The sequence below is a fragment of the Cobetia sp. MB87 genome (genome assembly GCF_011319755.1).
In the GTDB taxonomy this organism is placed as follows: domain Bacteria; phylum Pseudomonadota; class Gammaproteobacteria; order Pseudomonadales; family Halomonadaceae; genus Cobetia.
In genome coordinates this window covers 1-23501 of the sequence record NZ_VFBC01000001.1, presented here as the reverse complement: position 1 = coordinate 23501, position 23501 = coordinate 1, and the positions used below count along the sequence as shown (strand labels likewise).

The window sequence follows — 23501 nt, the reverse complement described above, 5'->3', positions numbered from 1 at the left end:
CCATGCATCAGGCCTTTTTCGTATACGTGAAATTCCTGTGCGAGGATATCGCTGAGGCCAGCGCCCGGACCTCGCTTGTCCCTTTCTCAACGCCCATCACCTTCCCACTCATCACGTCAGCCCCAAGGGAGTGCCTGCATGCGTCACTGGCTGGTCAAGACCGAACCCGATGCCTTCTCGCTGGATGACCTGCGCCGCGAATCACCGGCGCTATGGGATGGCGTGCGCAACTATCAGGCGCGCAACTTCCTGCGCGAGATGCAGCTCGGTGATGTCGTGCTCATCCAGCACTCCAGCTGCAAGGTACCTGCAGTGGTCGGACTGGCTGTCGTCAGCGAACTCGCCCTGCCCGACCCGACGGCCAGTGACCCCGAGCACAAGGGCTTCGACCCACGTCAGGTGGCGGACATCGATGCCGACAAGCCTCCACGCTGGGTCGCCCCGCGTCTGAGCTACCTTCGCCCGCTGCGCAACTCCCTGCCCATCGCGCGCCTGAAGGCCCGGCCCGAGCTGGCGGACAGCCACCTGGTGCGCCGTGCACGCCTGTCCGTGATGCCGCTCAGCGAGAGCGAAGCTGCCTGCATCGCCAGCCTGGCCGGCGACACCCTGCTGCCATGAACCGACGCGTCCGGGGCGCGCACGTGAGGAAGTGTCCGGCAGCGCCTTGAACTCCACTGCGACGGGCCGCATCATCAGGCCAACCGGCTCGCGCGCGAGCCTTGAATCGCAGACAGAATTTCGGGGCATGCACCATGATCATCGATCCCAATACCGGCCAGCCACTGACCGGCAATGACACCACCGCCGCCCAGCCACAAGGGGTGGTCGGCGGCGATGCCGCCAGTGCACCTCGCCAGGCAGAAGACGCCAACACCTACATCATCGATGTGGACATGAGCAATCTTCAGCAGGTACTGGAAGCCTCACAGCAAGTGCCGGTACTGCTGGATTGCTGGTCGCCGCAGAGCGAACATTGCCTCGTCCTGACACCGATCCTCGAGAAGCTGGCACGTGAATATGCGGGCGGCTTCATCCTGGCCAAGCTGAACGCCGAGGAGCAGCAGGACATCGCCGCCCAACTGGGCGTGCGCTCGGTGCCGGACGTCAAGCTGGTCATCCAGGGCGGCCTGGCAGGCAACTTCACCGGCGCGCGTCCGGAAGCCGAGATTCGCCAGTTCCTCGAGCAGCACAAGGTCCAACCGGCGGCAGGGGCAGGCCCCAGCCTTTCAGAGCAGGCAGCTACTGCGCTGGAAAGCGGTGACCTCGTCACCGCCAAGGCGCTGTATCAGCAACTGGCGCAGGAATCCCCCGACACACCGGAATACCGCATCCACCTCGCCTCGGTGCTGGTCGCCGAGGGCAATGGTGAAGAAGCCCGTCAGCTGCTGGACTCCCTCAAGCCGGAAGACCGTGACGGCGCCCAGGCGCGTGGCGTACGTGCGCGCATCGACTTCATCGCCGAGGCTCCCTCTCCCGAAGAGGTGCAGGCGATGATCGAGCGGGACGACAGCGAAGCCCGCTACCAGCGCGCCATGCGCGATCTGGCGGATGGCCACTACGAACTGGCGCTGGATGCCCTGATCAGTCTGGTGAAGACCGACCGCCAGTACGGCGAGGATCTGGCACGCAAGACGCTGCTGCGTGTCTTCGATGCTCTCGGCGCCACCCATGAGTTGACCGTGCGCTTCCGCCGCCAGCTGTTCGCTCTGATGTACTGATCGTGCTGATGAGTGTCTCGTACTGCTGACAGTCTTGATGAGCTGAACTGCCACGCAGACGACAAGGCCCCGCCTCCGGTAAAGGAAGCGGGGCCTTGTCATCGAGGGCCAGCCGTCGCGCCGATTCAAGGGCTAACGACGGCTCCAGCCCTTGAGAAGCGAGGGGCGAGCACGCGATTCGCGCACGCTGGGCGGAAAGTCCACCTCAAGCTCCTGGCCCGCAGACTTCATGGCGTCTGGCGCAGACGGGGTGGCAGATGACGCCGCAGGTGCACGACAGCGGGAAGATGGCGGCGATGAACGCGCCAGGCGCAGGCTCCCGCCCTGACAACACCATTCACGACAGGCCGTCACGCCTGCATCCCTGCTTGCTGGCCGCCCCTGTCGCGGCGTCTCTGCCACCTCATGTCTCATCGTCGCATCTCCTGATGACAAGCCCCTCCCGATGAGCGGCCTGTCTTCAGAGTTGACGATAATGATTCTCAATTCAAGTTTGCAATGAGAGATAGCTGCCAACGAAACGCCCCAGGCTGACCCAGATCAACTCCGGCTCTCTTTAGCAACCTCAACCTTTCTGCAGGCGCTCGTCCATCTGCTGCAGCGCCTGCTCCAGCTGGACACGCGTGGTGGCGTAGTTCAAGCGCACGAAGCCCGGCCAGCCAAAGTCGGCACCATCGGAAAGCGCGACATCGCATTCCTCGAGCAGGGTCTGCTGCGGAGACTCTCCAAGCCCTGCCTTGCGCATATCGAGCCAGGCCAGATAGGTGGCCTGCGGGCGCGACATGCTGACGCCGTCCCAGCGTGCCACATGGCTTTCCAGCAGATCGAGATTGTCACGCAGCACGCTCAGCAACTCCTGACGCCACGGCTCACCCTCGCGCCACGCCGCTTCGGTCGCGGCCATGCCCAGCACATTGGTATCGGGCATCAAGCCATTGGCGGCGCCGGTGAAGCGTGCACGCAGCTTGGGATCGGTGATCACCGCGCAGGCGAACGTAAGCCCGGCGGTGTTGAAGGTCTTGGAGGGCGCCCACAGGGTCACGCAGCGCGCCGCCAGTCGCTCGCTCAGGCTGGCCAGCGGAATATGGCGGGCCGTCGGGTCCACGACCAGATCAGCATGCAGCTCGTCGGAGACCACCAGCAGATCGTGACGCTCGACCAGCTCCGCCAGCGCCTCGAGCTCTTCCTCGCGCCAGACGCGGCCGGTAGGATTGTGCGGGTGACACCATAGCAGCAGCTCGGTCTCGGGCGTGATGGCCGCTTCCAGGGCCTCCAGATCCAGACGCCAGGGGCCGCCTTGCGTCTCGGGCTCAGCAAGCGGTGCCATCTGCGCCAGTCGCCCGGTCTTCTGGGCCACCTTGAGGAAGGGCGGGTAGATCGGGGTCGTCGTGACCACACCCGCGCCGGGAGAGGTCAATGCCAGACTGGCCAGGTGCAAGGCCGGCACCACGCCCGGCAGCCAGACGATGGCGTCACGCGGCACCTCCCAGCCATAATGCTCGCGACTCCAGTCACACAGGCTGTCATCGAGGCTCTCCGACGGCTTGGCATAGCCGTAGACCGGATGTGCCACTCGCTCGGCCAGCGCTCGCGTCACGGCGGGCGGGGCGCTGAAGTCCATGTCGGCAATCCAGAGGGGCATGACGTCCGAGGCGTAGCGATCCCACTTCTGGGAGGGATACTGGCGTCGATCGAGCGGGGTGATGAAATCGAATGGCAAGATGAAGTCTCCCTGTGGCGGGCAAATTTGGCAGGCAACGCGAGCAGTGCGCTCGACTCACGCCGCCCAAGGGCGGCAAGAAGAATACCTGTGGACCAACTACAGCATAAGGCTTTGTGCATGTCTGAAGACACCTTTTACCCACAGGCCCAGCGCGGGCTGCCCGGTCTGTTGCGCGCCTGGCTGACCCATGGCCGCGGCGACAGCGAGCGTCTCGCCGTGCTGCTGGCCGATACCGCGCGCGTTGCAAGTCTAGGCCAGCCCGCCAGCAATCCCGATGGCGAGACGCTGGAGCAGTGGGCCGCAGAGGGCGGTGCGCCGCTATGGGCACCCAAGGCAGCGCTTTTCCTGTTGATGCAGATGCCGGCACGCCCGGTGCCGCAGGGGCCGGAGGACGCCTGCGCCTGGGCCTATTGCTGGTTGCGCATGCGCGAACACGACAGTCCCACGGCCGCTCTGATGGCATTACCGGAACATCTGCGCCAGCCGCTGGCCTGGCCCATCGAAGCCGCCTGGCAAGACCTGACGCACCAGCGGCTCATCTAGCCGCGCTCGATTGTCGAGCGTCCGCAGCGCTGATGGTGAGCAGCGCTGCGTTTCTCTCTTCTCTACTCTGCTCACCTCCCTCACCTCCCTCACCTCCCTCACCGCCCTCTCTTCTACTCTGCTTACCCTCTATAGCCCGCTCTATTCTCCTGTCCGCTTCCGCCCATTCCTGCCCGCTGTGCTCTATCTCTGCCCGCACCCTCCTTGCCGGCCCTTCTCCTTGCGGCTCCTTCTCCTTGCCCCTGCGTCACTCCCGGGTCACATCCTCTTCACGCCCGCTCATCCGCTGCGACTGACAGCGACTCTGGCGGTGACCCTGCTGACATTCTCAAAGGGCAGATCGTCCCGCTCTCGGCATCGCTGACAGTCATGGGTAGCAGTCTTCTCAGCGAATCTTCTCACCACCAGCTAATGGCGTAGTGGAAACCTGAAACTCGTCAACGCCTAACTGACGTCATTTCGTTTAATCATCGTTTTGTGAAGCGATACGCCCGAAGGGATTTCTTGTGTGAGCGAGGAGTAAAGTTCTTTCAACCGCAACGAAACGGTAATTCAACAAGAATCCGCTGGCGCGACACGACGACCAGCAAGCTTCAGGAGAAGCTCAATGACCACCTCCCTGATTGTCGGACTGGATGGAACCCCGGGCGGCGACAGTGCCATTGCCTATGCCAAGCGCGTCGCCTCTCTGGTGGGCGCGGAAACCAGGATCATTCTCTGCTACGTGGTCGAATGGTCGCCCTACAGCTTCAACACGCCGGAGGAGAACGCCCAGCGTGCCAGCCGCCGCGAGAGCGAGATAAAGCTGGCCCGCGAGCGTGTGCTGACGCCTGCCATCAGCGAGCTGGAAAAGGAGGGCTATCAGGTCGAGGGGCGTGTTCGCCACGGCGATGCCGCCGAGATTCTCAGCCTGCTGGCGCGTGAGGTGAATGCCGAGCAGATCATCGTCGGCCGCAAGGGGGAAAGTGTCCGCTCACGCATCTTCGGCAGCGTGACCGCCCATCTGATTCAAGAGGCCTCGGTGCCCGTCACCATCGTTCCCTGAGACAGGCGCCTCCCGCACCAGCCGCCTGCAGAGATTCGCACCCGACAATAACGACAATTCGCTTTTCGAGGTTACCTCTCATGAGTCGATTCCGCTCCCTGGCCCCCTGGGCTGCCGCGATGGCAGCCCTCATGGCCGCTAGCTCCGCCCGTGCCGAAGGCATGGACCAGGCCATCAGTGACATCGTCGGACCGATCGTCAACCCGATCGTCTCGACCATCTTCTATTCCGTGCCGGTGGCCGGCACCCAGTTCCCGCTGATCGTCGGCTGGCTGATCATCGCGGCGGTCGTCTTCACGCTCTATTTCGGCTTCGTGCAGTTCCGCCTGTTCGGCCATGCCGTGCGCCTGGTCAAGGGTGACTACACCGACCCGAAGGATGAAGGCGAGGTATCCCACTTCCAGGCACTGGCCACGGCGCTATCCGGCACGGTTGGCCTGGGCAACATCGCCGGTGTCGCGGTCGCCGTCTCGCTGGGCGGCCCGGGCGCGACCTTCTGGATGATTCTGGCCGGTCTGCTCGGCATGGCCTCCAAGTTCTGTGAATGTACCCTTGGCGTGAAGTACCGCAACGTCAACGCGGATGGCTCCATCTCCGGCGGCCCGATGTACTACCTGTCCAAGGGCTTCGCGGAAAATGGCAAGGCGGGGCTGGGCAAGGTTCTGGCGGTGTTCTTCGCCATCTGCGCCATCGGCGGCTCCATCGGCGGCGGCAACATGTTCCAGGCCAACCAGTCCTATCAGCAGGCCGTCAACGTCACCGGCGGTGATGCCAGCTTCCTGGTCGGCTACGGCTGGCTGTTCGGTCTCGTGATGGCCGCCATCGTCGGCATGGTCATCATTGGCGGCATTAAGTCCATCGCACGTGTCACCGAGAAGCTGGTGCCGATGATGGCTGTCATCTACGTGATCGCGGCGATCATCATCCTCGGCTTCAACTTCAGCGCGATTCCGGCTGCCTTCGGCGCCATCATCGAAGGTGCCTTCGCACCGGTCGCGGTCGGCGGCGGTATCGTCGGCGTGCTGATCCAGGGCTTCAAGCGTGCTGCCTTCTCCAATGAAGCCGGTATCGGCTCCGCGGCCATCGCCCACTCTGCCGTCAAGACCTCTCAGCCGGCGACCGAAGGCATCGTCGCCCTGCTCGAACCCTTCATCGATACCGTCGTCATCTGCACCATGACCGCGCTGGTCATCGTCATCACCGGTGCCTACCAGGTCGAAGGTCTCGGCGGCGTCCAGCTGACCTCCTACGCCTTCGAGACCGCCTTCCCGTGGTTCCCGTATGTGCTGGCGCTGGCGGTGCTAATGTTCGCCTTCTCCACCATGCTGTCCTGGTCCTACTACGGCCTGAAGGCCTGGACCTACCTGTTCGGTGAGGGCAAGGGTGCCGAGATCGTCTACAAACTGATCTTCCTCGCCTTCGTGGTCATCGGCTCCTCCATGAGCCTCGGCCCGGTCATCGACTTCTCCGACGCCATGATCTTCGCCATGTCCATCGCCAACATCATCGGCCTCTACTACCTGATGCCGGTCGTGAAGCGTGAGCTGGCCCAGTACCTGGCCAAGCTGAAGTCCGGCGAGATCGCACCGGTCGACAAGGAGGCCAAACGCCAGAACGCGTGATCCCCATCACGCCCAGGCGGGTCTGACACAGCCGTCAGCCGCCGCATGACTCAAGGCCCCTGCCCATCGGCAGGGGCTTTTTCGTTGTCGATCGTGCAATTCCGTGCATTGGACGACTGAAACCACTCAAGTCGGATTGCCGCAACGCAGTGCAATGGGTAGGGTGTGGCGCTCACTGGCCACACTGGCCGGAACCCGTATCAATGAGGACGTCTCATGCTCGCTTCCATGCATGCCATGGTGCTGCGCAATCCCGGCCCGGATGCCGACTTCGTGGCGACCGAATGCCCGCTACCCACTCCCGGTCCCGGCCAGGTGCGCATTCGTGTCGCCGCCTCCAGCGTCAATCCACTCGATCTCAAGCTGGCCAGCGGTCAGGTGCCTCTCCTGCCGCCAGCACCCTGCGTGCTGCACGGCGACGTGGCCGGTGTGATCGATGCCGTCGGGGATGACGTGCTGACCTTCTCGCCCGGCGACGAGGTGCTCGGCTTTGCCGGCGGTGTCGCCGCTCATCCGGGCGCGCTGGCGGATTACATGCTCGCCGATGAACGCCTGATCACCCGCAAGCCGCGCCGCCTGAGCTTCATGGAAGCCGCCGCGTTGCCGGCAGTGTTCATCACCGCCTGGCAGGCACTGGTAGAGCGTGGCCGGCTGGAAGCGGGGCAACGCGTGCTGATCCACGGCGGCGCCGGTGGCGTCGGCCATGTGGCATTGCAGATCGCCCGTTGCATCGGCGCGGAAGTCGCCACGACCGTCTCCACGGATGACAAGGCCCGGGCAGCACGCGACTGCGGCGCGGACCACGTCATTCGCTATCGCGAGGAAGCGGTGGCCGATTACGTGGCCCGACTGACGGGTGGCGAGGGCTTCGATCTGGTCTTCGATTGCGTGGGCGGCGACAACCTGGCCGCCAGCTTCGCGGCCAGCAAGCTGGGCGGGCGCATCGTGACCATCAATGCGCGCACCACGGTGGATCTCTCGCCGCTGCACGCCGGCAGCCGCAGTCTGGAAGTGCTGTCGATCCTGCTGCCGCTCAGCGCCGGCATCGGGCATGAACAGCAGCGCCAGGCGTTGGGCAAGCTGGTGGAACTGGTCGAGGAAGGCGAATTCAAGGTGCGTCTCGATGAGCGTCAGTTCGACTTCAGCGAGGTCGCCGAGGCCCATCGTCATCAGGCCTCCGGCAAGGCGGTGGGCAAGATCTCGCTGGTGCGTCGTCAATTCTGGGACGCCGCCCAATGAGTGCAGCGCTTCAGGGTGAGCTGGGCCTGCAACTGCTCAAGCTGCTGATCTCGGTGGCGGTGGTGATCGGGCTATCATTGATCGCGGAGCGCCTCTCGACGCGCATGGCCGGGCTGCTGTCCGGCTACCCGCTCGGCACGGCCATCACGCTGGGCTTCATCGGCGTGGAGATTTCTCCCGAGTTCGCCGGCCAGAGCGCCGTCTATACCCTGGCCGGCTTCTCATCGACTCTCGCCCTCGGTGTCGGCTACTGGCTATGCGGCCGCGCCGAAGGGCTACGTGGCGTCATCAATGGCACCCTGGGCGGCCTGCTGGGCTGGCTGGCGGCCAGCGTGGCGCTGGCACAGTTCGAGTTCACCCGCGTCAGCGGCGTGATCGTGACGCTGATCGCCATCGTGCTGTGTATGCGCCTCTATCGCGGCGTACCGGAGAGCATGGCGCGCAAGTCGCCCTTCTCCTGGGTCTCGCTGCTGGCGCGCGCCGGACTGGCCGCCGGCATCGTGTTCGGCATCACCGCGCTGGCCCACCTGCTACCGCCTTCATGGGCAGGCCTGGTCGCGGCCTTCCCGGTCACCATGTACCCGCTGCTGGTGATTCTGCATCTCACCCAGGGGCCAGTGGCCGTCGCCACCGTCATCAAGCACTATCCGGCCGGCCTCGGCTCGCTGCTGTGTTATGCGCTGGTGGTCTCGCTCAGCTATCCGAGCATGGGCGTCGGTCTGGGGACCCTCCTCGGCTTTGTGGTCGCAACGGCATGGCTGGGCGTGTTCACGCCGTTGCAACGTCGACTAGCCTCACGACGTACAGCCAGCGCCTGAGCTTCCTGATAGGCTGAAATGCCGCATGGATGCCCAGGAGCGATGACATGTACTTCAAGACGCTGGAACCGGCCTTCTTCGACACCGATGCCCTCGGGCACGTCAACAACACGCGCCTGCCGGCCTGGTTCGAGTGGGCGCGCAATGACCTGTTCCGCCTCTTCGTACCGGACCTCGACCCGCGCAAGTGGCCGCTGATCATGGCGCGCATCGAGGTCGACTTCCTCGCCGAGCTGCAATATGGCCAGCCGGTGGAGATTCGCACCTGGCTGTCGCGCCTCGGCGGCAGCTCCTTCACCGTGACCCAGGAAGCCTGGCAAAGCGGCGTCTGCGGCGCGCGCGGCCACTGCGTGCTGGTGCAGTTCGATCATCATGCCAAGCAATCCCTGCCCATCGAGGGCGAGCTGCGCGCGACCCTGGTCAGCCATGTGCACGAACACACCGACAGCGCCGAACTGGATGTCCCGGCTCTGCGCGAGGCCGCCCGGGCACTCGGGACGCACAGCGCAGTCTCCGAGGGGAGCGTGCCTGCATGACGCCTGCGCTCAAGCTGCTCAAGGGCAAGCCGCACCGCACACTCGAATATGCGCACGACCCGCGTGCACCCGCCTACGGGGAAGAGGCCGCCCGCACGCTGGGGCTTGAACCCGCCCAGGTCTTCAAGACCCTCGTCTGCCAGCTGGAAGGCGGCAATGCACGTCAGCCGCTGGTGGTCGCCGTAGTGCCGGTCAGCGGCACGCTCGACCTCAAGGCACTGGCACGCGCCTGTGGCGCCCGCAAGGCGGCGCTGGCCGCGCATGAGGCCGCCGAGCGTGCCACCGGCTATGTGGTCGGCGGCATCAGTCCGCTGGGGCAGAAGAAGCGCCTGCCATTGTGGGTCGATGACAGCGCCGCGACACAGGCGGAAATCTTCATCAGCGGTGGCCGCCGAGGACTGGAGATAGCGCTCGCCCCCGCGTTACTGTGTGAGCTGGGCAATGGCCAGTTCGCCCCGCTGGCCCGTGACGACTGACGGCCACGGGCGTGGCATCCAAGGGCAGGCACTTCCTGGCAGACCTTGCACGATGGACTCTCCATGACGACCACCCGCCCCAGCACCGCGTCAGCGAGGAGGCCCGATGGGCATTCGCTACAGCAAGTGGATCTACCCGGACATGACCGAGCTGCATGCGCAGGTCGAGGCGGCGCTGGAGCAATGGTTCAGTGAGCGCTTTGCCGACTACCCACACATCAGCTTGCCGGGCCTTGACCCCTACGATTATGATGGCTGGTTCAATCGTCTGGCCCCGGAGCTGATGGCGCGCGGCAGTGACTACTGCGAGCGCGAGTGGCATGGCTATGTGCCAAGCCCCCAACAGCTCAACCAGGCGTTCTTCCGGGCCGTCTCCCGGTCCAACAAGTGTGTGCTGGAGCCTGACTGCAAGCATGGTGATCCTGACCAATCATAGTCCCGACGCGCGGGAGCTCGAGATCATCGAGCGCCAGCTCGGGCGCAAGCCGCGCGGCATCCAGGCCGTGGCCGCCACCGATGGCGAAGGCACCCCGCTGGTGCTGCGCATGCATTCGCTGGTGGATGGCAAGCCCTTCCCGACCCTCTACTGGCTGTGCGACGAACGCCTCAAGATCTCGCTGTCACGTATCGAGGCCGAAGGCGTCATCAAGGAACTGGAAGAGAGCCTCAAGACCGATGAGGACCTGCTGGCGCGCTATCGTGCCAGTCATGAGGCCTATGTCGCCGAACGCTGGAGCTTCATGAGCGAGGCCGAGCGCAGCGCCATCGAGTCCCAGGGCTTCGCCGAGCTGATGCGCGAACGTGGCGTCGGCGGTATCCGTGACTGGAATCAGGTGCGCTGCCTGCACACCCAGTACGCCCAGCATCTCGCCTACGCCGAGGGCAACGCCATCGGTCACTGGGTCGATGCCCATTACGACGTGCTGTCCGAGCTGCCCTGAGCCCTGACGACGATCGACCCGACGCCGTCGGCTTGAAGGCAGAAGACGAAGAAGCCCGCCAATTGGCGGGCTTCTTGCGTTGGGACGAGAGTCAGGCCTACAGCGAGTGCGCGAAGACCAGCGCGATGCACAGCGGGCAGATCAGGCGCACGTACCACGGCCAGATCTTCCAGAACAGGCTGGACTCGATGTCCGGCGCCCCGCTCTGGATCTCCTTGAGCAGCGCATGACGCGACATCGCCCAGCCGACCAGCAGGCACATCACCAGCGCGACCAGCGGCTGGCTGTACTGGGTAGTCAACATGATCACCAGACCGAACAGCGCCCCGAAGTTGGCGGCGATGGTCAGGCTGATGGCCATGATGGCGGCCCCGACAGCCAGGGTAGCGGCGCGTCGACCCAGCCAGCCACGCTCGACCACGAAGGACACCGGCACTTCCAGCATCGAGATGGACGAGGTGATGCCCGCCACGCTCATCAGCGCGAAGAATGCCACCATCAAGATGTCACCTGCCCCGCCCATCTGGCCGAACAGCGCCGGCAGCGTGTCGAACAGCAGGGTGTCCGAGCTCTTGAGCAGGCCATCGGCATCGAAGATCTCGACGCCCAGATGACGCGCGGCATACATGGCCGGAATCACCAGCAGGCCGGCGAGGAAGGCGATGCCGACATCGATCAGCGTCACCAGCACGCCCAGACGCGGCAGGTTCTGCTCCGGCCCCAGATAGGAGCCGTAGATCAGCATCGCGCCCACGCCGAGCGACAGCGAGAAGAACGCCTGGCCCATCGCGCTCAGCATCAGATCGGCATCGAAGATGCGGTCCCACTGCGGCGTCAGGTAGACACTCAGGCCTTCATCGGCGCCCGGCAGAGTCAAAACGTAGCCGATCAATCCGACCAGCAGCATCAGCAACAGCGGCATCAGACGCGTGGACCATTTCTCGATCCCGCCGCGCACGCCACCGACCACGATTGCCATCGTCAGCGCGAGGAAGACCGCCGTCAGCGAGACATTGCGCGTGAAATCGAAGGTGGTCAGCCAACTGGACGCGGAGGCCATGCCCAGTGCATCAGCGACCGGCGCGGCGGTATACCCCAGCAACCAGCCCGCGACGATGGCATAGAAGGCCAGGATCAGGCTGGCGGTCAGCATGCCCACCCAGCCCGCCAGCGCGCCGAAGCGCTTGGTGATGCCTCGACCGAGACTCATGCTGGTGACGATATTGGCCTGACCATGGCGGCCGATGACCAGCTCGGCCATCAAGGCCGGCCATGCCAGCAGGAAGGCCAGCACCAGATACATCACCACGAAGGCCCCGCCTCCGTTGTTGGCCGTCTGGGACGGGAAGCCCCATACGTTGCCAAGTCCTACTGCCGAACCAGCGGCGGCCATCAAGAAGCCCAGCCGACTGGCAAAGCGTCCGCGCACCTGCGCCATCTGCCTCTCCTGCCTTGTTGTTCCGCGTCCGTCGAAGACGACGACGCGATGAGTTGGGGTGCATCCCGGTGCAAGCTCACGGGGCGCCAGCGCCCGCCAGCCGTCGCCTGCGGGGGCGGCAAGGGTAGCAGAGCAGGCCCGCGAATGCAGGCGTCAACGCCGAAAGTCAGCACGTGCCAGCGTTGGCCACGAGGCAATGCCGAGTTCCTCACCGGCGTCATAGCGTCGCCGCACAACTCGCGTAGGATAGGCAGGACATGACATCAAGGCACGGCAGCCAGCAGTGAGCGCCGCCGAGAAACATTCAGGAGAGCAACATGCATCGCATCTGCGTCTATCTGGGCTCCCGCGAGGGCGTCTCCCCACAGCATCGTCAACTGGCCGAAGCACTGGGCCGCGCCATCGCCGAGCGAGGCTGGGGACTGGTCTATGGTGGCGCGCGCGCCGGGCTGATGGGCGCACTGGCGGATGCCGCGCTGGCGGCGGGTGGCGAGGTGATCGGGGTGATCCCTCAGGTGCTGGTCCGCAACGAGAAGGCGCATACCGGCCTCACGCGCTTGATCGAGGTGGCCGACATGCATGAGCGCAAGGCACAGATGGCCGCGCTGGCGGATGCCTTCGTGACGTTACCGGGCGGAATCGGCACCCTGGAGGAATTGTTCGAGACCTGGACCTGGCAGTACCTGCGCTTTCACGCCAAGCCGATTGCGGTCCTCGACAGTGACGGCTTCTACGCCCCCCTGCTCGAGTTTCTGGATCGCACCGTCGAGGCGGGCTTCCTCGATGCGGACACTCGCGCGCGCCTGATCAGCGAGCGCGAGATCACGCCCCTGCTGGAGCGTCTGGCGCCCGAGACCTGAGACCTGAGACCTGACAGGCTGTCGCGTCACTCCCCATCAAGCGCATGACGCCAGCGCCATGGGGAGTGACGATGCAAGTGGCCATCTCAGCTCAGCGCGCTCTTTCAGCAGTGTACCGCCTCACCAACAATCTCAACGGCGCCGCCTGAGGCGGCCTGTTGCTGAACGAGGCTACCGATATAGCGCGCCCGCTTGCTGGCGGTAACCTGCTCGACATCGATCATCACCAGGCCGTCGATGCAGTAACCGAAATCGGCGTCGACACTGAAATCGAGGAAGCGGGTGCCACCGGGCTCGGTGACCTCGGCGTACTGCTTGTAGAGCGTCGGTACCGTCACGCCCATCGCATCCAGCTGGGCACGCAGGCGGCGGAAATCGCCATCGGCGTCCTGACCATCGAACAGCCGCTCCGCTTCATGGGCGGCGCTGCCCGGCACGCTCTGGGCGACCGGCGCCCGCGCACGCGCCAGCCCCTCATCATCCCCGTAATAGTGACGGTAGTAGCTGACGATCAACGCCCTGGCGGCCTCCGGATAGCTGTTGGAGAGCGTGACCGGGCCGAACAGCCAGCGAATCTCGGGATGACAGCGCAGATAGGCACCCAGCCCCTGCCACAGGTAATCGAGGCTGCGCCGCCCCCAGTAACGCGGCTGCACGAAGCTGCGCCCCAGCTCCAGGCCGTCCTGCATGCGCTCGAACATCTCCGGCGTGAAGCGGAACAGGGTCGGACTGTAGAGCCCCTTCTCGCCATGTGCCGCCATGATCTTGCGTACCTCACCGATGCGGTAGGCGCCGGCGATCTCGAGATCCGCGTCATCCCACAGCACCAGATGCCGGTAGTGGGCGTCATAGCGATCGATATCGCGCCGCTCGCCGGTGCCCTCGCCGACCCGGCGGAAACTGATCTCGCGCAACCGGCCGATCTCGCGCATCACGCTGGAACCGGGGAAGGCGTCGAACAGATAGATCTTCTTGCCATCGCGGGTCTCGCCCAGCAGCTCACAGGGTGTCAGTTCCTCACGCAGCGCCTGGCGCTCCTCCGGATGACCGATGGCCTTCTCGGTCACGAACAGGCCGCGCTTGCCACGCCCGATGCGATACAAGTGCTTGCGCAGCAGGCGTGTCTTGGCATTGGTACTCAGGGCATCACTGTCGAGGCGCGCCAGCGGGATCAGCTCGCCGATGCGCAGCTTGAGCTGACGCTCGCGCTGACGAAACATCTCATGCGCCAGCAGAGGCGTGCCGAAACTGCGGTTGATCGACGACAGCGCATAGAAGAGCGTCGAGTTGCGACCGCTGACGTGGATAGGCAGCACCGGCGCGTTGGTCTTGCGTGCGAAATGCAGGAAGCCCGACAGCCACTTGCCATCACGCGGCCCGGTCGGGCCTGCACGCGAGACCTCGCCGGCGGGGAAGATGATCACGGCCTCTTCATTCATCAGCGCATCGCAGATCTGACCACTGCTCCTGCGATAACCGCGGCGACTGAGGTTGTCCAGCGGCAGCAGCAAGGGCGCCAGCGGCTCGACCTTCATCAGGATGTCATTGGCGACGATCTTGACGTCGCGGCGCACCTCGCCGACCAGCTTGAGCAGCGCGAGGCCATCCAGTGATCCCAGCGGATGGTTGGCGACGATGACGACCCGCCCGTAGGCAGGGATGTTCTCGCGCTCCCGCGAGGACACCGAGTAGCCGAAGGAGAAGTGATCGAGCACGCGGTCAATGAAGTCGAAGCCGCGCTGGTCCGAGTTCTCGCCGAGGAAGGCATTGATCTCACCCTCGTGGACCAGGCGCCGCAACAAGGCCAGCGCCGGACGACGGATCAAGGGATGGCGTCTGGCAAAGGCAGGATACTTGGCAGCGATGACGCGGGCAGTATCGATCATGCTCTCTCCTTGGCCGCACGGAGTGCGGTACGCGATGTCTGTATCATGGGGCTTGATATCACGTCAGCATCACGCCACTTCATGACAGGTGCATCACAGTCCCCGTACAGTGAGATGACAGAGATCCGTCTGCGTACGACGCGGTCACAGCAAGGCAGCAGGTCTGCCCAGCCAAGGAGAGAGCGAATGTATGCGATAGCCGTCGAGAACGAGGCACTGGTCTGGCAGGAAACGGAGGCTCCCGAAGGCATCGCCTCGGACGAAGTGCGAATCCAGGTGGCCTGGGCCGGCGTCAACCGCGCTGACCTGATGCAGCGTGCAGGCCAGTATCCGCCGCCGGCCGGGGAAAGCGAGATTCTTGGCCTCGAGGTTAGCGGAACCATCCTCGAGGTCGGCCGCCACGTGGAGCGCTTCCAGGTGGGAGATCCGGTCTGCGCCTTGCTGGCCGGTGGCGGCTATGCCGAGGAGGTGGTGATCAATGCCCTGCAGGTGTTGCCGGTGCCGGAGGGCTACAGCCTGAGAGACGCCGCCGCCCTGCCGGAGATGTTCGCCACCGCCTGGTTGAACCTGTTCATCGAGGGCAATCTCAAGCACAAGGAGCGCGTGCTGCTGCATGCCGGCGCCAGTGGCATCGGTACCACCGCCATCCAGCTATGCGGGCTGTTCGGACATCCTTGCTTCGTGACGGTCGGCAGCCAGGAGAAGCTCGACACCTGCCTGCGCCTCGGCGCGGATGCCGGCTGGAATCGCCACGATGGCAGCTTCGTCGAGGCCGTGAACGACTGGGGCGGCGCCGACATGATTCTCGACCCGGTGGGCGGCGGCTATCTGGCCGACAATCAGCAGGTGCTGAAACAGGATGGCCGCATGGTATTGATCGGCCTGATGGGTGGGCGCATGGATGAGCTGGATCTGGGCCGCATGCTGATGAAGCGTCAGCGCCTGATCGGCTCGACCCTGCGTTCACGCTCCCCCGAGGGCAAGGGCATGGTGCTGGATGCGCTCTACGTGCATGTGTGGCCACGCCTGGCGCGGGGCGAGCTGCGCCCGCATATCGACAAGAGCTGGCCAATCCAGCAGGCCGATGCCGCGCATGCCTATGTGCAGGACAACGCCAGCACAGGCAAGGTGCTGCTGGCGGTGACCGGCGCCTGAGCCTCGTCATGGCACTGATGACATCAGCAGCATAAAAATCGGCAGCATGAAAAAAGCGGCAGCCCAGTGGGCTGCCGCTTTTTTGGCTTTATAGGCGCCATCTCGTGCTCGCTGCTCCGCTTGACGCCCCCCGCCTGACAGCAGTGACACTCATGCCGCCAGACGTAGGCCCCGAGGCATCTGGCGCAGGCTTACTCGCTGCGACCGATCGCCTGGGCCTTCTGCCAGGTGAGTTGCAGCAGACGGGCGTCGTCTCCGGCGCGATGACGCTGGATGCCGCCCTCGGCGATCACCGCTTCCTTGAGCTCCGCCCAGCAATTCAGCTGCTCCTCATCAAGCAGCCGTCTGAGCGCTTCGAGTCGAAAGCGCGGCAGCATGCCGGCATGATAGAACAACAGCGAGAGCCAGGTATTGTCGTAGCCCCAGCTGTCGCTGTAAGCGATTCCCGCCTCCCCCAGCTCATCATTGACCCACTGCGCCACCTCACGCACTGGTCGCCCTTCGCGTGCCAGCCGTGCCCGTGAGATGCCGTGCAACAGCTCCGCCTTCGGGTCCCAATGCACCCACTCATCAAGAGGCTGTATCAGGAAGGCGCAACTGCTGCCGTCGGCACGCGCCAGCCCGATCTCGATCGGATAGCTACCACGGCCAAAGCCGGAGGCTTCAATATCGAGCAGAATAGGCAGCGTCACACGAATCTCCCAAGGTATCTCAGGCAGACAGGGCCCGGGCGAGAAGAGGTTGAATGTCTTCAGGTTACGGGAATTGCCCCCTGCTTGGCGAGTCCTGAGCGCGACGCTGTCAACGCAGACATCAGGTCGATCTGCTCCATCACGCTCACATCACGTTCAGAGACACACGCAGGAGGGCCGGAGACGACAACGCCCTCACGAAGAGGGCGTTATCAGTGGCAGCAAGGGCAGGACATCAGCTCAGTGCAGGTTTGCCTCACCACCCGTGCGGGCGTGGGCTTCCCACTGCTCGGCCTTGTGCGGGCAGACCGCCAGACCGAGGGAGCCTTCACGATAGGCACGCGCCAGACGCTGGGCTGCGAGAGCATGGCGGCACTCGGCGGCACGTGCGTACCAGGTCACGGCCTTGGCCGGATCGCTCTGATACTGGGCACAGCCATACTCATAGATACGCGCCGCCTGATACTGGGCATGCACGTCGCCAGCCTGCGCGGCCTTGATGACGAAACGCGCACCCTTGGCCTTTTCCTGAGCGGAGTTGCCGCGCTGGAACAGCATGTGCCCGTACAAAGACAACGCACCGGTGTGACCGGCATTGGCGCAGTGATTGAACAGACGCATGGTCAGACGATGCTTCTGCTGAGAACCGGACAGCCAGGAGGCGTGGAACAGACGCTCCGCCAGGCGGTATTTCAGTCCAGTCATCAGGGTTGGGGCCTGCGGCATGACGAGTAACCTTGATACAGAATAAGAGGGGTGACGCCGTGTCCTGGCCCGATCCTGAGCCCGCGACGCTATTCTCCTTGCCAACACTGTCAGTTTGCCCTTGCGGGCGGCCTAGAAAGACTGCTCCCCTGACAGCGGGGCGCCAAGCATACTCGCGCAATCGGGGGGACTCAAGCCCGCCTTGTGGGTTTTTGTTACGCTGCTAATATGTGCGCCATCCTTGGGGTAAAGTACGCGCGCGAACCGCGCGCCACGCGCGTGCTGGAAGCACTCGTCCTGCCCGCTACATTGACACCTACCCGATAGGGGAATCCTGCATGCAACGTAGAGCTCTTGGCCGTACTGGCATCGACGTCAGTCTGCTATGCCTTGGCACCATGACCTTCGGCGAGCAGAACAGCGAAGCCGATGCCCACCAACAGCTGGACCGCGCGCTCGACGCTGGCATCGACTTCATCGACACCGCCGAGATGTACCCGGTGCCCCCGAATGGCGAGACCCAGGGCCGTACCGAGGAATACATCGGCAGCTGGCTGGCGGCTCGCGGCAATCGTGATCAGGTCAAGATCGCCACCAAGGTCACCGGCCCGGGCATGGATTACCTGCGCGGTGGTTCACGCCTGACGCGTGAGCAGATCATCGCCGCCTGTGACGATAACCTGCGTCGCCTGGGCACCGATTACATCGACCTCTATCAGCTGCATTGGCCGGACCGCAAGACCAACTTCTTCGGCAAGCTGGGCTACCAGCCGACCGAAGATGAAGACATGACGCCGCTGGAAGAAAGCCTCTCCGCGCTTGGCGAGCTGGTCACCGCGGGCAAGATCCGCGCCGTGGGTCTGTCCAATGAGACGCCGTGGGGCGTGATGCAGTGCCTCAATCTGGCCGAGCGCCTGAATCTGCCGCGCGTGGCCAGCGTCCAGAACCCGTACAACCTGGTCAACCGCAGCTTCGAAGTGGGCCTGGCCGAGTTTGCGCACCGCGAAGATGTCGGCCTGCTGGCCTACTCGCCGCTGGCCTTCGGCACCCTGTCCGGCAAGTACTTGGACGGCGCCCGTCCAGAAGGCGCTCGCCTGACGCTGTTCGAGCGCTTCCAGCGCTACAACGCCGAGCCGGCTCAGCACGTCATCGCCTGTTACGTGGACATCGCCCGCCGTCACGGCCTGAATCCGGCCCAGATGGCCCTCGCCTTCGTCAACACTCGCCCGTTCCTGACCAGCAACATCATCGGTGCCACGACGATGACCCAGCTGGAAAGCAACATCAAAAGCCTCGAGGTGGAGCTGAGCGAGGAAGTGCTGGCCGAGATCGAGATGATCCACAATACCGCGCCCAATCCGTGCCCCTGAACCGCCTCTGACCCGTACCGGATACACAACCCCGACAGGCCGGTCATCATGACCGGCCTGCTCGTGACCAAGGACCCCTCATGAATCCCGCTGAATTGAGCATGATCCTCATGGCTGTCGCCGCCGGTGCCATGATGCCGATTCAAGCTGGCGTCAATTCCACGCTGGCCCTGCAGACCCACAGTTCGCTCATGGCTGCCATGGTCAGCTTCGTGGTCGGCTCGATCGCGCTGGTCGCCATCGTGCTGGCCATGCGTCTACCCATGCCGGGCGTCGGCGCCCTGAAAGCGGCCCCCTGGTGGAGCTGGACCGGCGGCCTGCTGGGCGCCTTCTTCGTCGCGGCCAGCGTGATACTGGTGCCAAAGCTGGGCGCTGCCACCATGATGGCCACCTTCCTGGCCGGGCAGCTGACGGCCTCGGTGGTGCTGGACCACTTCGGCTGGGCGACCTTCCCGCAGCATGATCTTTCGCTGGGGCGCGTGGCAGGTGTATTGCTGCTGTTCGCGGGGGTCTTCCTTATCCGCCGCTATTGATGCCTCTGGCGTCACGCAGTGCAATCTATGGCCCCGATAGTCCTGACGGACTCGGGGCCATCTTGTCTGCCTGATATACTGAGACCTTTCCCTGCCAGGAGGTCTACATGCTGAGTGTGATTTCGCCCGCCAAATCGCTGGATTTCGACAGCGCCCCCGTGACCTCCCGTCATAGCCAACCCGATTTTCTCGAGCAGGCTCAACCGCTGATCGATATCCTGCGCGAGCAGTCGCCGCAGGACATCGCAAGCCTGATGAAGCTCTCCGACAAGCTGGCCGGCCTCAATGCCGCTCGCTTCCAGGAATGGCAGCCGCCCTTCACGCCGGACAACGCCAAACAGGCGGTGCTGGCCTTCCAGGGGGATGTCTATCAGGGCATGGCGGCGGATTCGTTCAGCGAGGAAGATTTTGAACGCGCACAACACAAGCTGCGCATTCTCTCCGGCCTCTATGGGTTGCTGCGCCCGCTGGATCTTATCCAGCCGTACCGTCTCGAGATGGGCACGCGCCTGAGCAACCCGGCCGGCAAGGACCTCTACGCCTACTGGCGCAAGACGCTGACACCGGCACTGGAGCAGGCCGTGGAAGACAGCGGCACGCCGGTTCTGGTCAACCTGGCCTCCAATGAATACTTCAAGGCCATCGATGCCAAGGCGTTCCGCCACCGCATCGTGACGCCGGTCTTCAAGGACGAGAAGAATGGCCAGTCCAAGATCATCAGCTTCTACGCCAAGCGTGCACGCGGCCTGATGAGCGCCTGGATGCTCAAGCACGATATCGAGACAGCCGAGGACCTCAAGGACTTCGACGTGGCCGGTTATCGCTTCTCCACTGCCGCCTCTGAAGGCGATACGCTGGTCTTCACACGCAGTGAGGCCGACGCGGCACGCGCCTGATGCGTGACCGGTGGGTCACTTGACACTTCATCCGCCCAGCCCCGGGAAAGCCAGGTATTCTGCAGCACGCGGTTTGAGGTAACGGCGATGAATATCGCCGAACAGGACGTGATCTGCACATCCAAGCCATTCATACGCCACCATCTCGGCACTGACGATACTGGCACCCGCGGCCTCGCAACGGGCCACTCCCAGCGCCGCCTCCCGCGGGCGGCGACTGGCGACGCCATCGGCAACCAGCGCCACTCGATAGCCTGCGCCACACAGAGACAGCACAGTCTGCATCACACAGACGTGCGCCTCGGCACCACATACCACCAACTGGTCGCAGCCACTCTGCTCCAATGCCTTGCGAAAGTCCTGCGCATCCAGCGCACTGAAACTGCGCTTGGTGAAGCAACGGGTGCGCTCGCTCAGCAGATGCGTCATCGGGGCACTTGTGCCCAACTTGTCGGGGCAGTGCTCGGTCAGCCAGACGGGAATTTCCAGCGCCTGAGCGATGCCTCCCAGCCAGACGGCGCTGTTGATGGCCTCTGTTCCGCCACTCAGAACCGGCATCAGGCGTGCCTGGAAATCGATCAGCAACAGCAATGAGCGCCTCGCCATCAGGTGTTGCGTCTTTTCGTCGTCCATTGGTCCTCCTACGACGATTCTAGGGCTAGAATGGGGCCTCCACTTACACGCTAGCGCATCCAAGGAGATCCCACATGCGCCATCTGTTCATCATGCTGATGGTCGGCTTGCTCGGCTTCGGTCTGAGCGTCGAACACGCAGAGGCCAAGCGCCTCGGCGGCGGCAAGAGTTTCGGTAGCTACTCACGATCCGCTGACAGCGGAAAATCCTCCAGCTCACTGTTTGGCAGCAACAAGGCCACCAGCAACAGCACTGCAGCGAAGTCCAAGCCCTCCAGCGGCTTGTCCAAGTTTGCCGGACCTCTGGCAGGCCTGTTGGCAGGCGGTCTGCTGGCATCGCTGTTCTTCGGCGGCGCCTTCGATGGTCTGCGCATGACAGACTTCCTGATCATCGCGGTGATCGCCTTCATCGCATTCAAGTTCCTCAGCGCGCGCAAGAAGGCCGCCATGGCGAGCGGTGGGCCGGCAGGTAGCGGTGGTGGTTCCTCTACACGCCACGATGACCAGCCGCGCAATGTGCAGGCGCGTGAAGCGCATCAGCCGCAAGGCGAGTCGCTGGCTCCGGCTGGTGGTATCGGGGCAGGCCTGACGGGCGGTGCTCCGACCAGCGAACCGGCCTGGTTCGACAAGGAGCAGTTCCTCGGCGGCGCCAAGGAACACTTCATGACGCTGCAGCGCGCCTGGGACAACAATGACCTGCCGCGCATTCAGGAGTACGTCACGCCAGAGCTCTACAACCTGCTGCGTGAAGAGCGCGCTCAGCAACCGGCCAACAACCGTACCGAGATCGTGCGTCTGTTTGCTGAACTGGGCAGCGTGCAGGAAATTGGCAAGCAGGCGGAAGCGACCGTTCTGTTCCACGGCGTGCTGGATGAAAATGGCGAGCAGAACGAGTTCAACGAGACCTGGCACCTGGTCCGTGAGCTGCGAGATGGCGCCGACTGGCACATCCAGGGTATCGAGCAGAACAGCTAAGACGTTCCTTGCTCACTGACGTGGCCTTCACTTCATGAAGGCCACGTCAGATGCAAAAGCGGCCGGATGATCACTCATCCGGCCGCTTTTTTGTGTCCCGCTGCAGAAGATCTACCATGGCTTCACAACAGTTCGCCGAAGACCACCAAGGCTCCGCCTCGAATGACAGACATAAAAAAAACCGGCCACTGGGGAAGTGACCGGCGGATAGGCTGCTCGACTGCAAGGCAGGAGCGCCAGATCGCAAAAAGTCTGCTGATGGGATAGCACAGACAAGTTTCTAAGCAAGGGAACGTCGAAACTCACATACTCAGAGTCACCAATAGAGCTTTAGTTCAGCCTGATCGTAAAAAACATGAGCAACCCTGAGGTGCAGTACCCGCGACGCCTGATCAACTCCACCATCAGCCGGCTGTACCCTTGGTTTCAGCAAGGCTTGCCTACTCCTGGAAACTCCTCTGCTCGACAACCCCTTGTGGATAATTCAGGCGCCACTCCCATATCCCGGTTGTCCACAGGCGGATCCCTACACGCCTCCCTTCCTCAGCAGGGCGCCTTGCGCCTCAATGCACTGCCACAGACAGCACCGCCTCTATAGCAAGGCAACAGGGACGGTTCGAGACAAGCGCCCGACGAGCTTTTCATGACTGTCGTGGAGCTGCCATCCGCGATTCTTGCAGGGAGAAACACTACCCTAGGGACGCGTGACCTTTTCTCATCGCGTGTAACACGCCCAGCTCAGCATTCTTTGCTCAGTGCAGCTTCTGTCTCGTACATGACTCTCTCTGTACACGGCTTTTTCTGAGTACCACTTTTCCCGCGCACCCCTTTTTCCTGCGTACAAAGAGAACCGCCCCTGCAGCTGGGCTGCAGGGGCGGTTCAGTATAAGTGCCTGACGATGACCTACTCTCACATGGAGAAACTCCACACTACCATCGGCGCTAAGCGGTTTCACTTCCGAGTTCGGCATGGGATCGGGTGGTTCACGCTCGCTATGGTCGTCAGGCGAAACGGTGGCATCTTGCGATGCCTGAGTCCCGAGGCTTGTGACCTCGCGACTCGCAATATGAATCATGCTGACCGATATGTCGTCGATCCTGTCGCAATCCCGGCGTTTGCCTGCGCAAACCCCTTGGGTGTTATATGGTCAAGCCTCACGGGCAATTAGTACTGGTTAGCTCAACACATTGCTGTGCTTCCACACCCAGCCTATCAACCTTGTAGTCTTCAAGGGCCCTTCAGGAGGCGCAAGGCCTCAGGGAAGTCTCATCTTGAAGGGGGCTTCCCGCTTAGATGCTTTCAGCGGTTATCCCGTCCGAACGTAGCTACCGGGCAATGCCATTGGCATGACAACCCGAACACCAGAGGTTCGTCCACTCCGGTCCTCTCGTACTAGGAGCAGCTCTTCTCAAACTTCCGACGCCCACGGCAGATAGGGACCGAACTGTCTCACGACGTTCTAAACCCAGCTCGCGTACCACTTTAAATGGCGAACAGCCATACCCTTGGGACCGACTTCAGCCCCAGGATGTGATGAGCCGACATCGAGGTGCCAAACACCGCCGTCGATGTGAACTCTTGGGCGGTATCAGCCTGTTATCCCCGGAGTACCTTTTATCCGTTGAGCGATGGCCCTTCCATACAGAACCACCGGATCACTAGAACCTACTTTCGTACCTGCTCGACGTGTCTGTCTC

Annotated in this window: 22 protein-coding genes, 2 rRNA genes and 1 pseudogene; 17 read left to right on the top strand and 8 right to left on the bottom strand. The window is 63.5% G+C overall.

The window, feature by feature from the left end; genetic code table 11:
• Positions 1–138 precede the first annotated feature (138 nt).
• Together CDPAHKCJ_RS00125 and CDPAHKCJ_RS00120 are read left to right on the top strand one after the other, a co-directional pair.
• Positions 139–618 carry an EVE domain-containing protein gene (locus CDPAHKCJ_RS00125; RefSeq protein WP_166017793.1) on the top strand — a complete coding sequence of 160 codons (480 nt, stop codon included), beginning with the start codon at positions 139–141 and terminating at the stop codon, positions 616–618.
• Between the two features lie 134 nt (positions 619–752).
• The gene (locus CDPAHKCJ_RS00120) at positions 753–1718 is read left to right on the top strand and encodes a tetratricopeptide repeat protein (protein WP_166017791.1); all 966 of its coding nucleotides are present in this window, start codon (positions 753–755) and stop codon (positions 1716–1718) included.
• A 565-nt stretch (positions 1719–2283) separates the two neighbouring features.
• Here CDPAHKCJ_RS00120 and CDPAHKCJ_RS00115 read toward each other — a convergent pair.
• Positions 2284–3438 carry a PatB family C-S lyase gene (locus tag CDPAHKCJ_RS00115; protein ID WP_166017789.1) on the bottom strand — a complete coding sequence of 385 codons (1155 nt, stop codon included), beginning with the start codon at positions 3436–3438 and terminating at the stop codon, positions 2284–2286.
• Between the two features lie 120 nt (positions 3439–3558).
• Here CDPAHKCJ_RS00115 and CDPAHKCJ_RS00110 point away from each other — a divergent pair, with 120 nt between their 5' ends.
• The 9 genes and pseudogenes from CDPAHKCJ_RS00110 to CDPAHKCJ_RS00070 all read left to right on the top strand — a co-directional run bounded on the left by CDPAHKCJ_RS00110 (position 3559) and on the right by CDPAHKCJ_RS00070 (position 10661).
• The gene (locus tag CDPAHKCJ_RS00110) at positions 3559–3984 is read left to right on the top strand and encodes a hypothetical protein (protein WP_166017787.1); all 426 of its coding nucleotides are present in this window, start codon (positions 3559–3561) and stop codon (positions 3982–3984) included.
• Between the two features lie 607 nt (positions 3985–4591).
• A complete protein-coding gene (locus tag CDPAHKCJ_RS00105) occupies positions 4592–5029 on the top strand; it encodes a universal stress protein (RefSeq protein WP_166017785.1) in 438 nt (145 codons plus the stop codon).
• A 131-nt stretch (positions 5030–5160) separates the two neighbouring features.
• Positions 5161–6651, top strand: coding sequence for an alanine/glycine:cation symporter family protein (locus CDPAHKCJ_RS00100; RefSeq protein ID WP_233593365.1), 1491 nt, complete (start codon positions 5161–5163; stop codon positions 6649–6651).
• Positions 6652–6867: 216 nt separating this feature from the next.
• On the top strand, positions 6868–7890 hold the full coding sequence (locus CDPAHKCJ_RS00095) for a zinc-binding dehydrogenase (RefSeq protein ID WP_200017938.1): 1023 nt from the start codon (positions 6868–6870) through the stop codon (positions 7888–7890).
• A complete protein-coding gene (locus tag CDPAHKCJ_RS00090; RefSeq protein ID WP_166017781.1) occupies positions 7887–8708 on the top strand; it encodes a hypothetical protein in 822 nt (273 codons plus the stop codon). Before CDPAHKCJ_RS00095 ends, CDPAHKCJ_RS00090 begins: the two co-directional genes overlap by 4 nt.
• A gap of 47 nt (positions 8709–8755) precedes the next feature.
• A pseudogene (locus CDPAHKCJ_RS00085) lies at positions 8756–9154 on the top strand (thioesterase family protein); the annotation flags it as partial.
• A gap of 86 nt (positions 9155–9240) precedes the next feature.
• Positions 9241–9720 carry an aminoacyl-tRNA deacylase gene (locus tag CDPAHKCJ_RS00080; RefSeq protein ID WP_131432808.1) on the top strand — a complete coding sequence of 160 codons (480 nt, stop codon included), beginning with the start codon at positions 9241–9243 and terminating at the stop codon, positions 9718–9720.
• Between the two features lie 106 nt (positions 9721–9826).
• On the top strand, positions 9827–10156 hold the full coding sequence (locus CDPAHKCJ_RS00075) for a hypothetical protein (RefSeq protein WP_166017776.1): 330 nt from the start codon (positions 9827–9829) through the stop codon (positions 10154–10156).
• Entirely contained in the window at positions 10134–10661 is a 528-nt protein-coding gene (locus CDPAHKCJ_RS00070; RefSeq protein WP_166017774.1) for a DUF501 domain-containing protein, read from the top strand. The genes CDPAHKCJ_RS00075 and CDPAHKCJ_RS00070 overlap by 23 nt, the downstream gene beginning before the upstream one ends.
• A gap of 97 nt (positions 10662–10758) precedes the next feature.
• On the opposite strand, the gene CDPAHKCJ_RS00065 is transcribed toward CDPAHKCJ_RS00070, so the two are convergent.
• Positions 10759–12099 carry a sodium-dependent transporter gene (locus CDPAHKCJ_RS00065; protein ID WP_166017772.1) on the bottom strand — a complete coding sequence of 447 codons (1341 nt, stop codon included), beginning with the start codon at positions 12097–12099 and terminating at the stop codon, positions 10759–10761.
• Between the two features lie 317 nt (positions 12100–12416).
• Between CDPAHKCJ_RS00065 and CDPAHKCJ_RS00060 the strand changes: the two genes are divergently transcribed.
• Positions 12417–12959 carry a TIGR00730 family Rossman fold protein gene (locus CDPAHKCJ_RS00060; RefSeq protein WP_166017770.1) on the top strand — a complete coding sequence of 181 codons (543 nt, stop codon included), beginning with the start codon at positions 12417–12419 and terminating at the stop codon, positions 12957–12959.
• A 104-nt stretch (positions 12960–13063) separates the two neighbouring features.
• Here CDPAHKCJ_RS00060 and CDPAHKCJ_RS00055 read toward each other — a convergent pair whose 3' ends face one another.
• On the bottom strand, positions 13064–14845 hold the full coding sequence (locus tag CDPAHKCJ_RS00055) for a lysophospholipid acyltransferase family protein (protein ID WP_166017768.1): 1782 nt from the start codon (positions 14843–14845) through the stop codon (positions 13064–13066).
• A gap of 186 nt (positions 14846–15031) precedes the next feature.
• On the opposite strand from CDPAHKCJ_RS00055, the gene CDPAHKCJ_RS00050 reads away from it, so the two are divergent.
• Positions 15032–16000 (top strand): NAD(P)H-quinone oxidoreductase, encoded by a 969-nt coding sequence (locus tag CDPAHKCJ_RS00050; protein ID WP_166017766.1) that lies wholly within the window; start codon positions 15032–15034, stop codon positions 15998–16000.
• 191 nt (positions 16001–16191) lie between these two features.
• Here CDPAHKCJ_RS00050 and CDPAHKCJ_RS00045 read toward each other — a convergent pair whose 3' ends face one another.
• Positions 16192–16698, bottom strand: a complete 507-nt coding sequence (locus CDPAHKCJ_RS00045; protein WP_166017820.1) for a hypothetical protein — start codon at positions 16696–16698, stop codon at positions 16192–16194.
• 234 nt (positions 16699–16932) lie between these two features.
• Positions 16933–17418: a sel1 repeat family protein gene (locus CDPAHKCJ_RS00040; protein ID WP_166017764.1), complete on the bottom strand. Its 486-nt coding sequence runs from the start codon at positions 17416–17418 to the stop codon at positions 16933–16935.
• Positions 17419–17735: 317 nt separating this feature from the next.
• Between CDPAHKCJ_RS00040 and CDPAHKCJ_RS00035 the strand changes: the two genes are divergently transcribed.
• The 3 genes from CDPAHKCJ_RS00035 (at position 17736) to yaaA (ending at position 20196) form a co-directional block, all read left to right on the top strand.
• On the top strand, positions 17736–18767 hold the full coding sequence (locus tag CDPAHKCJ_RS00035) for an NADP(H)-dependent aldo-keto reductase (RefSeq protein WP_043336563.1): 1032 nt from the start codon (positions 17736–17738) through the stop codon (positions 18765–18767).
• Positions 18768–18847: 80 nt separating this feature from the next.
• A complete protein-coding gene (locus CDPAHKCJ_RS00030; RefSeq protein ID WP_166017762.1) occupies positions 18848–19300 on the top strand; it encodes a DMT family transporter in 453 nt (150 codons plus the stop codon).
• A gap of 107 nt (positions 19301–19407) precedes the next feature.
• Positions 19408–20196 carry a peroxide stress protein YaaA gene (yaaA, locus tag CDPAHKCJ_RS00025; protein ID WP_166017760.1) on the top strand — a complete coding sequence of 263 codons (789 nt, stop codon included), beginning with the start codon at positions 19408–19410 and terminating at the stop codon, positions 20194–20196.
• Positions 20197–20223: 27 nt separating this feature from the next.
• Here yaaA and CDPAHKCJ_RS00020 read toward each other — a convergent pair whose 3' ends face one another.
• Positions 20224–20829 (bottom strand): isochorismatase family protein, encoded by a 606-nt coding sequence (locus CDPAHKCJ_RS00020; protein WP_240916581.1) that lies wholly within the window; start codon positions 20827–20829, stop codon positions 20224–20226.
• A gap of 74 nt (positions 20830–20903) precedes the next feature.
• Here CDPAHKCJ_RS00020 and CDPAHKCJ_RS00015 point away from each other — a divergent pair, with 74 nt between their 5' ends.
• Positions 20904–21803 (top strand): Tim44-like domain-containing protein, encoded by a 900-nt coding sequence (locus CDPAHKCJ_RS00015; RefSeq protein WP_166017758.1) that lies wholly within the window; start codon positions 20904–20906, stop codon positions 21801–21803.
• Between the two features lie 891 nt (positions 21804–22694).
• Here CDPAHKCJ_RS00015 and rrf read toward each other — a convergent pair.
• Together rrf and CDPAHKCJ_RS00005 are read right to left on the bottom strand one after the other, a co-directional pair.
• A 5S ribosomal RNA gene (gene rrf, locus CDPAHKCJ_RS00010) occupies positions 22695–22810 on the bottom strand.
• 137 nt (positions 22811–22947) lie between these two features.
• Positions 22948–23501 (bottom strand): 23S ribosomal RNA (locus CDPAHKCJ_RS00005); the annotation flags it as partial.